The 13,124-nt window shown below is 74.2% G+C and carries 11 protein-coding genes; 8 read left to right on the top strand and 3 right to left on the bottom strand.

Annotation, left to right across the window (positions count from 1 at the left end; translation table 11 throughout):
* Positions 1–171 precede the first annotated feature (171 nt).
* On the top strand, positions 172–1,392 hold the full coding sequence (locus IEJ02_RS25410; RefSeq protein ID WP_191066995.1) for an ROK family protein: 1,221 nt from the start codon (positions 172–174) through the stop codon (positions 1,390–1,392).
* 204 nt (positions 1,393–1,596) lie between these two features.
* On the opposite strand, the gene IEJ02_RS25405 is transcribed toward IEJ02_RS25410, so the two are convergent.
* Entirely contained in the window at positions 1,597–2,340 is a 744-nt protein-coding gene (locus IEJ02_RS25405) for a GntR family transcriptional regulator (protein WP_191066994.1), read from the bottom strand.
* Between the two features lie 202 nt (positions 2,341–2,542).
* Between IEJ02_RS25405 and IEJ02_RS25400 the strand changes: the two genes are divergently transcribed.
* The 5 genes from IEJ02_RS25400 to IEJ02_RS25380 all read left to right on the top strand — a co-directional run bounded on the left by IEJ02_RS25400 (position 2,543) and on the right by IEJ02_RS25380 (position 8,103).
* Positions 2,543–3,289 (top strand): SDR family oxidoreductase, encoded by a 747-nt coding sequence (locus tag IEJ02_RS25400; RefSeq protein ID WP_137982318.1) that lies wholly within the window; start codon positions 2,543–2,545, stop codon positions 3,287–3,289.
* A gap of 168 nt (positions 3,290–3,457) precedes the next feature.
* Positions 3,458–4,288, top strand: coding sequence for an alpha/beta fold hydrolase (locus tag IEJ02_RS25395; protein WP_191066993.1), 831 nt, complete (start codon positions 3,458–3,460; stop codon positions 4,286–4,288).
* 173 nt (positions 4,289–4,461) lie between these two features.
* Positions 4,462–6,054 carry an alkaline phosphatase D family protein gene (locus IEJ02_RS25390; protein ID WP_191066992.1) on the top strand — a complete coding sequence of 531 codons (1,593 nt, stop codon included), beginning with the start codon at positions 4,462–4,464 and terminating at the stop codon, positions 6,052–6,054.
* A gap of 111 nt (positions 6,055–6,165) precedes the next feature.
* Positions 6,166–6,702, top strand: coding sequence for a DUF1990 domain-containing protein (locus IEJ02_RS25385; RefSeq protein WP_191066991.1), 537 nt, complete (start codon positions 6,166–6,168; stop codon positions 6,700–6,702).
* A 123-nt stretch (positions 6,703–6,825) separates the two neighbouring features.
* On the top strand, positions 6,826–8,103 hold the full coding sequence (locus IEJ02_RS25380; protein ID WP_191066990.1) for a GNAT family N-acetyltransferase: 1,278 nt from the start codon (positions 6,826–6,828) through the stop codon (positions 8,101–8,103).
* 127 nt (positions 8,104–8,230) lie between these two features.
* Here the strand turns inward: IEJ02_RS25380 and IEJ02_RS25375 are convergent, their stop codons facing one another.
* A complete protein-coding gene (locus tag IEJ02_RS25375; protein WP_223864405.1) occupies positions 8,231–9,469 on the bottom strand; it encodes a trans-sulfuration enzyme family protein in 1,239 nt (412 codons plus the stop codon).
* Positions 9,470–9,528: 59 nt separating this feature from the next.
* Between IEJ02_RS25375 and IEJ02_RS25370 the strand changes: the two genes are divergently transcribed.
* A complete protein-coding gene (locus tag IEJ02_RS25370) occupies positions 9,529–10,023 on the top strand; it encodes an Lrp/AsnC family transcriptional regulator (RefSeq protein ID WP_191066989.1) in 495 nt (164 codons plus the stop codon).
* A gap of 73 nt (positions 10,024–10,096) precedes the next feature.
* The gene (locus IEJ02_RS25365) at positions 10,097–11,779 is read left to right on the top strand and encodes a DUF885 domain-containing protein (RefSeq protein ID WP_191066988.1); all 1,683 of its coding nucleotides are present in this window, start codon (positions 10,097–10,099) and stop codon (positions 11,777–11,779) included.
* A 369-nt stretch (positions 11,780–12,148) separates the two neighbouring features.
* Here the strand turns inward: IEJ02_RS25365 and IEJ02_RS25360 are convergent.
* On the bottom strand, positions 12,149–13,124 hold a 976-nt coding region (locus tag IEJ02_RS25360), incomplete at its 5' end, for an SbcC/MukB-like Walker B domain-containing protein (protein ID WP_317985922.1).

Below are 13,124 nucleotides of genomic sequence, written 5' to 3'. Positions count from 1 at the left end.
TTCACGAGGGGGAGGAAGCCAAGGTGTCAGTAAACAGCGTAGGTCGGACATCTGGCCGCCCGTCAGATGGGTCGCGCGACGGCCGGGCGGTCCGAGCCGGGAGGCGGCACTCGCCGCGTCCGCGCCCAGCGGATACGATCCGGCAGATACGCACTGGGAGGGAGGCCGACGTTGGGGCGGCTCACCGGCGGGGATCCGTCCCTGCTGCGACGCATCAACTCCGCCGTGGTCCTGCACGCGCTGCGCGCGGCGACCGCGTCCGGCGCGGCCGCCGGGGGTGGCCAGGACGAGGCGGGCGGCTGCGCCGGGAGCGCGAGCCTCACCGATCTGACCCGGGTGACCGGGCTGTCCCGGCCCACCGTCGAGGGGGTGATCGACGGGCTGGCCGACAGCGGTCTGGTGGTCGAGGTGCCCGCCGAGGAGGGCGGCGTACGGCGTCAGGGACGCCCCGCGCGGCGCTTCCGCTTCCGGGCCGAGGCCGGGCATCTGCTGGGCATAGAGATAGGGGCGCACCGGGTGGCCGCGCTCCTGTCGGACCTCGACGGACACCCGCTCGGCTCGATCGTGCGCGAGGTGTCGGAGAAGGCGTCCGCGGACGAGCGGCTGGAGCGGGTGCGCACCGCCGTCGCGGACCTGCTGCGGCGCGCGGGGGTGGCCCGGTTCTCGCTGCGTGCGGTCGGGGTGGGCAGCCCCGGCATCGTCGAGGCCGACGGCACCGTCCATCTGTGCACCGCGCTCCCCGGCTGGACCGGGCTGCCCCTGGGCGAGCGGCTGCGGCGGTCCTTCCGCTGTCCGGTGCTGGTGGAGAACGACGCGAACACGGCGGCGGTGGCCGAGCACTGGAAGGGGGCGGCGGCCGGTTCGGACGATGTGGTCTTCGTGCTGGCCGGGTTGAGCCCGGGCGCCGGGTCGCTGATCGGCGGGCGGCTGCACCGCGGCTTCGGCGGCGCCGCCGGGGAGATCGGGGCGCTGCATCTGCTGGGCCAGGAGGCCGCCCCGGAGGAGGTGCTCTCCACGACCGGGGAGCCGCTGAACCCGCTGGACGAGGCGCAGGTGGCGCATGTCTTCGCGCTGGCCAGGGACGGCGACGCGCGGGCGCGGGCGGCCGTGGACCGCTTCGTCCGCAGGCTGGTGCACGACACGGCGGCCCTGGTGCTGGCGCTGGACCCCGAGGTCGTGGTGGTGGGCGGCTGGGCCGCCGGTCTCGACGGGGTGCTGGCCCCGCTGCGCGATGAGCTGTCGCGCTACTGTCTGCGGCCCCCGCAGGTCGCGCTCTCGCTGCTCGGCGAGGCGGCGGTGACCACGGGGGCGCTGCGGCTGGCCCTGGACCATGTGGAGCAGGAGCTCTTCGCGGTCGACAGCACGGTGACGACCCGCCGCGCGAGCCGCTGACGCGGGAGGCGGGGCGGGGCGGCGTTTCGGGTTTCGGCGTGCGTACGCGGCGGCGAGGCGACGCGGGCCGGGCCTACGGCATGGGCCGAACCCGCGTCGTGGGCCGGGCCCACGACCTGGGACGGGCCTACGACACGCGGCGGCGAGGCGGCGCGGGCCGGGCCCGCGACATGCGCCAGGCCCGCGACGTGGGGCGGGCCCGGATCAGCCCGCCAGCAGTTCCTCGCCCGCGTCGCCGAAGGTGAGCCGGCAGGTGTCGGCCCGGTAGGTAGCCACGGCGACGGCCGCGGTGCGGCCCTGGGCCACATAGCGGGTGGTCACGAGGAGGACGGGGGCGCCGGGCAGCCGGTCGAGCTCCTTGGCGTCGTCCGCGCGGGCCGAGCCGAGCTCCACGGTCTGCTCTCGGCCCTCCAGCTCCAGCCGGCGCAGCTCGCGCAGCACGGCGCGGGCGCGGGCCAGCCCGCTGGGGGTGTCGATGGCGGCGAGGCCGGGGACGGACTCGGACGGTACGTACAGCAGCTCGGCGGCGAGCGGCTGGCCGTGGCTCATCCGGGTGCGGCGCACCCGGTGGACCGGGGTGTCGGGGTCGATCTCCAGCAGCCGGGCGACCTCGGCGGGCGGGGTCGCCTCGGTGCCGTCGACGGTCTGCCAGGTGTCCTCGCCGGGGGTGTCGGTCCAGCCGTGGGCGTAGTCCCCGACGGCCACGCCGACGCGGGGCGGGGCGACGGTGGTGCCGACGCCGCGGCGGCGCTGGAGCCGGCCCTCCAGCTCGAGCTGCTCGAGGGCCTGTCGGAGGGTGGCGCGGGCGACGCCGAAGCGGGCGGCCAGCTCACGCTCGTTGGGCAGGATCTCCCCGACCGCGAACTCCGAGTCGAGTGCGTCGCTGAGCACGGTCTTCAGATGCCAGTACTTGGGCTCTGGCACCGATTCCAGCTGTGTGGTCCCCACCCTGTCCCCCTTGATTCCGACGGCCGGCGGTCCCGCGCGCCTTCACAGTTATGCGCGGCTTCTTTATTAAAGGTTGTTGCAGTATCAATGCGACCATAAGGCGGCATGCGTACTTGGTCAAGACCAATCCCCGACCGGTTATCGTCGGTGACCGTCGGAGCGGGATGCGTCACGGGGCGGGAGCTGAGCTGAACTGATGGGCATGGACCAGGTCACGGTGGTCACGGGAGGCAGTCGCGGCATCGGGGCGGCGGTGGCGGTGCGGCTGGCCCGCGCCGGGCACAGCGTCGCGATCGGCTACGAGCAGGCCCGGGACGCGGCCGAGCGGTGGGCGGCGGCGGTGCGCGCGGAGGGGGTGCGGTCGCTGGTCGTCCAGGCCGACACCAGCGACGCGGAGCAGGTCGAGGCGATGTTCGACCGGGTGCGGGAGGAGCTGGGCCCGATCACCGGGCTGGTCAACAACGCCGGGATCACGGGTCCGTTGGGCCGCTTCACCGAGACCTCACCGGAGGTGATGCGCCGCGTCGTGGACGTCAATGTGACCGGGGCCCTGCTGTGTGCCCGGCGGGCGGCGCGTGAGATGTCCACGCGCCACGGCGGGCAGGGCGGTGCCATCGTCAACATCTCCTCGGGCGCGGCGACGACCGGCAGCCCCGGGGAGTATGTGCACTACGCGGCCAGCAAGGCGGCGGTCGACGCGATGACCGTCGGGCTGTCGAAGGAGCTGGCGGCGGAGGGGATCCGGGTCAACTCGGTCCAGCCCGGGATGACGCTGACCGACATCCACGCGCGGATGGGCGACCCCGAGCGGCCGTGGCGCGTCCAGGGACGGGTGCCGATGGGACGGCCGGGCGAGCCGGAGGAGATCGCGGGCGCGGTGGCGTGGCTGCTGTCGCCGGAGGCGTCGTACACGACGGGGGCGGTGCTGCGGGTCGCGGGCGGGCTGTAGCGGCGTACGCGGTCGCGCGGCGTGCGGTCGCGCGGCGTCCGCTTGCGCGGCGTGCGGTCGTACGGCCATCGGCCGACGGCCCGGGTCTACCCTCCGGTAACTCTTGCTGACATGCTGTCTCATACGCCGCGTGCGCCTGCCGGAACGCCGATCGTGAGGAGCCATCCGATGCCCGCGTCCCTCTCCTTCTCCGTCGCCACCCCCGGCGGCCCCCGCACCGCCCGGGTCGTCCACGAACGGCGCGGCGCGGGGCGGCCGTTGGTGCTGCTGCACGGCATCGGCCACCACTGGCAGGCATGGGAGCCGGTGCTGGACATCCTCGCCGTCGACCGCGATGTGATCGCCGTGGATCTGCCCGGCTTCGGGGCGTCGGACGCGCTGCCGGACGGCATCCCGTACGACCTCGACGGCGTCATACCGGTGCTCGACGCGCTCTTCGAGGCCCTGGGCGTCAAACGCCCCGACGTGGCCGGGAACTCGCTCGGCGGGCTCATCGCGCTGGAGCTGGGCCGCCTCGGACTCGTACGGTCCGTCACCGCGCTGTCCCCGGCCCGGTTCTGGACCGAGGCCGAGCGGCGCTACGCCTTCGGCGTGCTGTCCGCGATGCGGGCCGGGGCGCGGGCGCTGCCGCCGCCCATGGTGGCGTGGCTGGCCCGCGGCGCGGTCGGGCGGGCCGCGCTGACCGGCGCCATCTACGCCCGGCCCGCGCGGCGTTCACCGGACGCCGTCGTCGCCGAGACGCGGGCGCTGCGCGAGGCGGTCGGCTTCGGCGCCACGCTGGCCGCCGGAAGCTCCGGGCTGTTCACCCACGACATCCCCGATGTCCCGGTCACCATCGCCTGGGGCTCGCGCGACCGGCTGCTGCCGCGCCGCCAGGGCGTCCGCGCCAAGCGGGTGATCCCCGGCGCCCGGCTGGTCCGCCTCCCCGGCTGCGGCCACGTGCCCATGAACGACGATCCCGCGCTGGTCGCCCGCGTCATCCTGGACGGCAGCCGCTGACGGCCCCGCCCGTCCCCCTCCGTCCGTCCCCCTCCACCCGTCCGGCACCGCACGCGGCCGGGGTCTTTACTCCGGGCGGCAACACCGTTATTCACTGGGCGTTCGCAATCGCGGCACCTTGCACCGATAGCAAACACAACAGCACAGCGGTTCTACGAGCGACGGAGGGCACCATGGGGCGGGAATCGGGCAGAGGGATCGGGCGGCGCACGGTACTGCAGGGATCGGCGGCCGCCTCTGCGGCACTCGCGGTGCCCACCGTGGCATCGGCCGCCGCGTCGGCCGCGTCCGGCGCGCCCGCTCAGGCCCTGTCGGGGCGTCCGAGCGCCCAGTGGGGCGTGCAGGTGGGCGATGTGACGACGTCGTCGGGGCTGGTGTGGGTCCGCTCCGACCGTCCGGCCCGGATGATCGTGGAGACGTCCGCGACCGAGTCCTTCGCGCGGGCCAAGCGCTGGCACGGCCCGCTGGTCGGCCCCGGCACCGACTTCACCGGGCGCACCGCGCTGCACGGCCTGCCCGCCGGGAGCCAGGTGCACTACCGGGTGGTGCTGGCCGACCCGGAGGACCCGCGCCGCACCAGTGAGCCGGTGCAGGGCACGTTCCGCACGGTTTCCGAGCGCCGTAAGGGCGTGCGTTTCGTCTGGTCGGGCGATCTGGCGGGCCAGGGCTGGGGCATCAACCCCGACCACGGCGGCTACCGCATCTTCGAGGAGATGCGCCGCCGGGAGCCGGACTTCTTCCTGTGCAGCGGCGACAACATCTACGCGGACGGCCCGATGACGGAGACCGTCAAGCTGCCCGACGGCTCCACCTGGCGCAACCTCATCACCCCGGAGAAGACCAAGGTCGCCGAGACGCTGGACGAGTACCGCGGCAACTTCCGGTACAACCTGCTCGACCCCGCCCTGCGCCGGTTCCACGCCGAGGTGCCGACCATCACCCAGTGGGACGACCACGAGGTGCTCAACAACTGGTACCCGGGCGAGATCCTGGTCGACGACCGCTACACCGAGAAGAACGTCAACGTGCTGGCGGCCCGCGCGCGCCGGGCGTTCGCCGAGTACTTCCCGATCAGCACGCTGCGGCCGGACTCGAGCGGCCGGGTCTACCGGGTCCAGCACCACGGCCCGCTGCTGGACGTCTTCGTGCTGGACTGCCGTACGTACCGCGACCCCAACTCACCCAACCGCCAGCCCGAGGACGCCCAGGGCATCCTCGGCGCCGAGCAGCTGGCGTGGCTCAAGCGCGAGCTGTCGCGGTCGCGCGCGGTGTGGAAGGTCATCGCCTGCGACATGCCGCTGGGCCTGGTGGTCCCGGACGGGAGCACCGACTTCGAGGCCGTCGCGCAGGGCGACCCGGGCGCCCCGCTCGGCCGTGAGCTCCAGATGGCCGAGCTGCTGCGGCACATCAAGCACCGGAAGATCACCGGCACGGTGTGGCTGACGGCGGACGTCCACTACACCTCGGCGCAGCACTACGACCCCTCGCGGGCGGCGTTCAAGGACTTCGCGCCGTTCTGGGAGTTCGTCTCCGGTCCGCTGAACGCCGGGGCCTTCCCGGCGGTCAAGCTGGACGGCACCTTCGGCCCCGAGCAGCCCTTCGTCAAGGCGCCGACGGTGGCGAACGTCTCGCCCGCCGAGGGCTTCCAGTTCTACGGCGAGGTGGACATCGACGGCGACAGCGCCGAGATGACGGTCCGGCTGCGCGAGGACGGCGGGAAGGTTCTGTTCACCAAGGTGCTGCGCCCGGGTCTGGTCGGCCAGTAGCCGCGTTGTGCGATGCGCGGCCCCGTACGGTACGCCGACGGGGCCGTGCGCCGTAAGGCGCCCGCGCGTCTCCGTGCCGCGCACCGTAAGGCCGCCGCGTACCGTACGGGCATGGGATCCAGCGACGCCCCCGGCCCGGCGGCCTCCCGGCTCACCTATCCGGAGGTGGGCGCCACCCGGCGGTGGCCGCTGCCGTCCGGCTATCGCCATCTGCGGGTGCGGACCCGCGTCGGCCAGGGCCGGGCCACGTTCGAGGCGACCGGGCGGGCGGTGATGGACTGGCGGATGCACCGCGCGGTGGGGGTGTCGATCCGCGCCGCGGATCCGGTCGCCACTCCGGGGCGGCCGGTCGTGGTGGGCCTGGGGATCGGGCGGCTGCGGCTGCGGGCGCCGTGCGAGGTGGTGTGGACGGTCGCGGAGGAGGCGCGGACCGGCTTCGCGTACGGCACGCTGCCCGGCCATCCGGAGCGGGGCGAGGAGTCGTTCGTGGTGGAGCTGGGGCCGGATGGCTCGGTGGTACTGACGGTGACCGCGTTCAGCCGTTCGGAGTCCTGGTTCGGCCGGGCCGGAGGGCCGCTGGTGCCGCTCTTCCAGCGGGCGTACGCACGGCGGTGCGGCAGTGTACTGCGCAGGTGGGCGGTAGGGTGACGGAAGCCCGGACTTCAACCTTTTGATTTCGGACAAAATAAGCTTCTGTTATCAGATACGCCCTTAACCCATAGGTCACAGTCTGTTCGTGATCACGCAACACCTTTGCGCAAGGGTGTTTGCATGACATTTCGAGCGACCCCCGAGCCCCCTCACCGGAACCGCCCCCGCTGGCGGCACGATCTGGTCGCATGGTGGTCACGGCGCCAGGGCCACGCGCCGCCGGGCAGCTCACCCTCGCCCGCGGCCGACGCCCACCCCGCCCACGCCGCGGGCGCCCCGGAGACCACGGCCCCCGAGGCCACCACGCTGTGGCGGATGCGCACGACCGTACGGGACGAGCCCGGCACCCTCGCCGCGCTGTGCGCAGCGCTGGCCGGGCACCGGGTCGACATCCTGGCCCTGCAGACCCATCCGCTGACGGACGGCACGGTGGACGAGTTCCTGCTGCGCGCGCCCGAGTCCCTGCCGTCCGACGGGCTGACCGACGCCGTCGCCGCAGCGGGCGGCCGTGACACCTGGGTGGAGCGGGCCGACACCCACGACCTGGTGGACGCGCCGACCCGGGCGCTGACGCTGGCCACCCGCACCGCCCTGGACGCCGCCGAACTCCCGCTCGCCCTGCGCCAGTTGTTCGGCCGCTGCACCATCCACTCCGTCCCCGCCAAGTCCCTCGGCGGACGGTCGCTGGAGAGCACACCGCCGGCCGAAGGCGTCCTGGAGGAGACCGTGATGCGGCTGCGCGACCCGTCCGGCGGCGCGATCGTCATCGAGCGGCCGTATCTGCCGTTCACGCCGACCGAGTTCGCCCGGGCCCGCGCCCTGGTCGAGCTGGACGCCCGGCTCGGCCCGCGGATCCCGCACGACGGCGATGTGCTGACGCTGCCCGAGGGCAACGCCATCACCGTGCGCCGCGCCGACACCGGCGACCTGGCCGCCGCCCGCGAGATGCACGCCCGCTGCTCCTCCACCACGCTCGGGATGCGCTACCACGGGCCGGTCGGCGACGCCGACCGCTACCTCGCCCATCTGCTGAGCCCCCGCTTCGGCCGCACCCTGGCCGCGTACACCGCCTCCGGGCGGCTGGTGGCCCTCGGCCATCTGCTGTGGGACGGGGACGAGACCGAGGTCGCGCTGATCGTCGAGGACGAGTGGCAGCGCCGCGGCGTCGGCGGGGAACTGCTGCGGCGGCTGGTGGCGATGGCCGCCGAGACCGGCTGCGAAAGCGTCTACGCCGTCACCCAGTCGGCCAACACCGGCATGGTCGCCGCGATGCGCGCCCTCGAACTGCCGCTGGACTACCAGATCGAGCAGGGCACGCTGGTGATCAGCGCCCGCCTCGACCCGGCACCGGCGCCCGAGCCGGTCCTTCCGCTGCCGGTCCAGCCGCACGCGCGCTGAGGCCGACCGGGGTCCGTGCCTCGCCCGGCGGGCGTCGCGCCCCGCCGGGCCGCCGTCGAGCGCCCGGTCCAGACGCCCCGCCGGGCCGCCGTCGAGCGCCCGGTCCAGACGCCCCGCCGGGCCGCCGTCAGTAGGGCCCCAGCGCCCGGTCCAGATCGCGCCACAGGTCCGCCACGTCCTCGAGCCCGACCGACATCCGCAGCAGCCGGTCGCCGATCCCCGAGGAGCGGCGGTCCCCCTCGGCCACGATCCGGTGGCTGATGGAGGCCGGGTGCTGGATGAGGGTGTCCACGCTGCCCAGGCTCACCGCCGGAGTGATCAGCCGCACCCCGCCGATCACCGCGTGCGGATCGCCATGGGGCTCGAAGGCCACCATCGCCCCGCCGATCCGCGGATAGTGGACGCGGGCCACCCGTGGATCGCCGGCCAGCCGCCGGGCCAGCTCGGCCGCCGTGGCCGACGCGGCACGCATCCGTACCGGCAGCGTGGACAGCCCGCGCAGCAGCAGATATCCGGCGAGCGGATGCAGCACCCCGCCGGTGGCGAACCGCACCTGGCGCAGCACCCGGGCGAACTCCTCGTCACAGGCCACCACGCCGCCCATCACATCGCCGTGGCCGCCGAGGTACTTGGTGGCGCTGTGCAGGACGAGGCTCGCGCCGCGCTCGGCCGGGCGCTGGAGCACCGGTGTGGCGAAGGTGTTGTCCGCGAGCAGCGGGACCGTGCCGCAGGAGTGGGCGACGGCCCGCAGATCGAGTTCGGCGAGCGTCGGATTGGCCGGGGTCTCCACCATGACCAGGCCGGTGTCGGGGCGGATCGCGTCCGCGATCCCGGCCGGGTCCACCCAGGTGACCTCGGTGCCCAGCAGCCCGGTGTCCAGCAGGTGGTCGCTGCACCCGTACAGCGGGCGGACCGCCACCACATGCCGCGGCCCCTGGGCCCCGCGCGCCAGCAGACACGCGCTGAGCGCCGCCATGCCGCTGGCGAAGGCGACCGCGCTCTCGGTCCCCTCCAGCCGGGCCAGGGCGGTCTCGAAGCGGGCCACGGTGGGATTGTCCAGTCGGGCATAGACGGGCGGGCCGTCCGGCCGGGCGCCGGTGGCGGCGAACGCGTCGATCCTCGCGGCCTCCTGGCGGCTGTCGTACGAGGGATAGGTCGTCGACAGATCCAGGGGTACGGCGTGCAGACCCATGCCCGGGAGGTCCTCGCGCCCGGCGTGGACGGCCTCGGTGGCGAACGCGTGCCGTGCGGCGGGGTCGCCGTGCGGGCCCTGTGCGCTCGGCGCGGTCTCCGTGCCCCGTACGGTTCCCGCGCTCCGTACGGTTCCCGCGCTCCCTGTGCTCTCCGTGCTCTGCATGATGTCCATGCGTGCAGGGTGAACAATCATCGGGTTCTCGCGGCCGATGGCCGTGTTACGTTCGGCCGATGGCCGAAACCGTCGCTCTCGATCCGGTGGATCTCCAGATTCTGCGGCTGCTGCAGAACGACGCCCGGACCACCTACCGCGATCTGGCCGCCCAGGTCGGCGTGGCGCCCTCGACCTGTCTGGACCGGGTGACCCGGCTGCGCCGCTCCGGGGTGATTCTCGGCCATGAGCTCCGCCTGGACCCCGCCAGGCTGGGGCGCGGTCTCGAGGCCCTGCTCTCGGTGCAGCTGCGGCCCCACCGCCGGGAGCTGGTCGGCCCGTTCGTGGAGCGGATCCGCGCGCTGCCCGAGTCCCGGGCGCTGTTCCACCTGGCCGGGCCGGACGACTACCTGGTGCACGTGGCGGTGGCCGACACCGCCGATCTCCAGCGGCTGGTGCTGGACGAGTTCACCTCGCGCCGCGAGGTGGCCCGGGTCGAGACCCGGCTGATCTTCCAGCAGTGGAGTTGCGGCCCGCTGCTGCCGCCCGCCCGGGACGGCTCGGCAACCTCCTAGCACACCCCTGTTCCCATGCGTCACACCCCCGTGGTGCTGACGCCGCACCCCGGAACGTACGAGGATGGGCCGCATGTCCGATACCAAGAACGCTCCGCTGCCCCGCCAGGTCGCCGACAGCTATGTCGACGCCCTCATCGAACTCGACCCGATCACCGGCACCTACCTGGGCGTTCCCGAGAGTTCCCGGCGCCTTCCGGACTTCTCCCCCGAGGGGGCGAAGGCCATCGCCGACCTCAACCGCACCACCTTGGACCGGCTGGCCGAGGCGGAGGCGCGCCCCGGCGCGGACAGCGACGCCGAGCGCCGCTGCGCCCGGCTGCTGCGGGAGCGGCTGACGGCCGAGCTCGATGTGCACGAGGCCGATGAGCACCTGCGCGCGGTCAGCAATCTGAGCTCCCCGCTGCACTCGGTGCGCGGCATCTTCACCGTGATGCCCACCGAGACCGAGGAGGACTGGTCGGCGGTCGCGGCCCGGCTGCGCGCCGTACCGGCCGCGCTGGAGGGGTACCGCGCCTCGCTCGCCGAGGGGCTGCGGCGGAGCCTGCCGGCCGGCCCCCGGCAGGTGGCCACGGTCCTCGAGCAGCTGGCGGAGTGGATCGGCACGGACGGCGGCTGGTTCGCGGACTTCACCGCCGAGGGCCCCGACGCGCTGCGCGGTGAGCTGGACGAGGCGGCCGCCGCGGCCACGGGCGCGCTGGTCGCGCTCCGCGACTGGCTGCGCGACACCTACGCCCCGGCCATCGAGGGCGCCCCCGATGTGGTCGGGCGCGAGCGCTACCGCCGCTGGGCGCGGATGTGGAACGGCACGGACCTCGACCTGGACGAGGCGTACGCGTACGGCTGGTCGGAATTCCACCGGATCCACGCCGAGATGCGCACCGAGGCCGAGAAGATCCTGCCCGGCGCCAACCCGTGGGAGGCGCTGCGCCACCTCGACACCCACGGCGCCCATATCGAGGGCGTCGAGGAGACGCGGGTGTGGCTGCAGGAGCTGATGGACGAGGCCATCGAGCAGCTGGACGGCACCCACTTCGACCTGGCCGAACGGGTCAAGCGGGTCGAGTCGATGATCGCCCCGCCGGGCAGCGCGGCGGCGCCGTACTACACCCAGCCGTCGGTGGACTTCTCCCGCCCCGGCCGGACCTGGCTGCCCACGATGGGCGAGACCCGCTTCCCGGTCTACGACCTGGTCTCCACCTGGTACCACGAGGGCGTACCCGGCCACCATCTGCAGCTCGCCCAGTGGGCGCACGTCTCCGACCAGCTCTCCCGCTACCAGGCCACGGTCGGCATGGTCAGCGCCAACGCGGAGGGCTGGGCGCTGTACGCGGAGCGGCTCATGGACGAGCTGGGCTATCTGTCGGATCCTGAGCGACGGCTGGGCTACCTGGACGCGCAGATGATGCGGGCGCTGCGGGTGATCGTGGACATCGGGATGCACCTGGAGCTGGAGATCCCCGCCGATTCCCCCTTCCACCCCGGTGAGCGGTGGACTCCGGAGCTGGCGCGCGAGTTCTTCGGACTGCACTGCGGCCGCCCGGCGGAGTTCCTCGACAGTGAGCTGGTGCGCTATCTGGGCATGCCGGGCCAGGCGATCGGCTACAAGCTGGGCGAGCGGGCCTGGCTGACGGGTCGGGAGGCGGCCCGTAAGGCGCACGGCGACGCCTTCGACGCGAAGAAGTGGCACATGGCGGCGCTGTCGCAGGGGTCGCTGGGCCTTGACGACCTGGTGGCGGAGCTGTCGGCGCTCTGAGCCCGGCCAGATTGGGGTGAGGGCGGGCCGCGGCCATATGGGTGCGGCCCGCCCCGCTACAAGGTGTACGGCGGACGCCGCGGGGGCTTCGCCCCTGGACCCCGACCCCGGGGTCTGGGGCGGAGCCCCAGTTGTGGGAAGGGGCGGGGAGGGGAAAGCAGCCCGCCGCAGGCCACGATCCGCCGGAGACCCCTAAGCAGGTCGGAGGAAGTCCGCTACGGTTCGGGCAGCGCCCCGCAGGGGCGCGGGGCTGTGCCGATGTGCGGCTCCGCCGCGCGGCTGTGTCGATATGCGGCTCCGCCGCGTGGGACCGGCCACGACGGCGCCGCGGACGATCGACGGCAGGTCAGGGCACTTCCAGCGGAGCGCTCAGTGTGCGGCGGCCGTACGGTGCCGTACGGCCGAGCCCTGGCGGCCCTTGACGACCTCCAGCTGGGTGGGGATCCGCCGGCGCAGATCGGCGACATGGCTGACGATGCCGACCGTACGGTCGCGTTCGCGCAGCGAGTCCAGCACGTCCATGACCTCGTCCAGGGTCTGCTCGTCGAGGCTGCCGAACCCCTCGTCGATGAAGAGGGTGTCCAGCCGGACCCCGCCCGCCTCGTCGGTGACCACATCGGCCAGGCCCAGCGCGAGGGCGAGCGAGGCGGAGAAGGTCTCGCCGCCGGAGAGGGTGGCGGTGTCGCGTTCGCCGCCCGTCCAGGCGTCGATGACATGCAGTCCGAGACCGGAGCGGCCGCGCCCGCCGGAGCGGGCGTCGGAGTGCACCAGGGTGTAGCGCCCGGAGGACATGTGGCGCAGCCGTGCGCTCGCCGCCGCCGCGACCTGCTCCAGCCGGGCCGCCAGCACATACGCCTCCAGCCGCATCCTGCGCTCGTTGTCCGCGGAGGTGCCCGCCGCGAGCGAGGCGAGGCGGGCGATCCGGTCGTGCTCCGCGCGCAGCGGGGCGAGCCGGCGGGCGTCGGCGACCGCCTGCGCGGAGAGCGCGTCGAGCTCTTCGCAGCGGGTGCGGGCCGCGGCGTCCGCGGCCGAGACCTCGCGCAGCGCGCGGGTGGCCGCGTCGGCCGCCGTCTGCGCCGCCGCGGGGTCGGCGGGCGGCGCCTGCGCGGCCGCGAGCACTCTCGGGTCGGACAGCTCGGCCGCGACCGCCGCCGACTCCGACTGCCAGGCGTCGAGACGGCGGCGCGCCTCGCGCTGCCGGTCCGGGGGCAGCACGGCCTCGGCGGCCTGTTCCGGGGTCTCGAACCCGGCCCGGTACGCGGCGTCGGCGAGCCGGGCGTCGGCCTCCTTCAGCCGGTGCGCGGCCGCCTCCGCGGCCCGCGCCGCCTCGGCTGCGCGGGCCAGC

Source organism: Streptomyces sp. 5-10, assembly GCF_014712245.1.
Taxonomy (GTDB): Bacteria; Actinomycetota; Actinomycetes; order Streptomycetales; family Streptomycetaceae; genus Streptomyces; species Streptomyces violaceusniger.
Note: the sequence above shows the minus strand (reverse complement) of the source record. Positions and strands in the feature narration are given on the sequence as shown.

Coding starts and splice junctions, on each gene's coding strand:
- IEJ02_RS25400 (WP_137982318.1), top strand. CDS start 2,543: ATGGACCAGGTCACGGTGGTCACGGGAGGCAGTCGCGGCATCGGGGCG.
- IEJ02_RS25395 (WP_191066993.1), top strand. CDS start 3,458: ATGCCCGCGTCCCTCTCCTTCTCCGTCGCCACCCCCGGCGGCCCCCGC.
- IEJ02_RS25390 (WP_191066992.1), top strand. CDS start 4,462: ATGGGGCGGGAATCGGGCAGAGGGATCGGGCGGCGCACGGTACTGCAG.
- IEJ02_RS25385 (WP_191066991.1), top strand. CDS start 6,166: ATGGGATCCAGCGACGCCCCCGGCCCGGCGGCCTCCCGGCTCACCTAT.
- IEJ02_RS25380 (WP_191066990.1), top strand. CDS start 6,826: ATGACATTTCGAGCGACCCCCGAGCCCCCTCACCGGAACCGCCCCCGC.
- IEJ02_RS25375 (WP_223864405.1), bottom strand. CDS start 9,469: ATGGACATCATGCAGAGCACGGAGAGCACAGGGAGCGCGGGAACCGTA.
- IEJ02_RS25370 (WP_191066989.1), top strand. CDS start 9,529: ATGGCCGAAACCGTCGCTCTCGATCCGGTGGATCTCCAGATTCTGCGG.
- IEJ02_RS25365 (WP_191066988.1), top strand. CDS start 10,097: ATGTCCGATACCAAGAACGCTCCGCTGCCCCGCCAGGTCGCCGACAGC.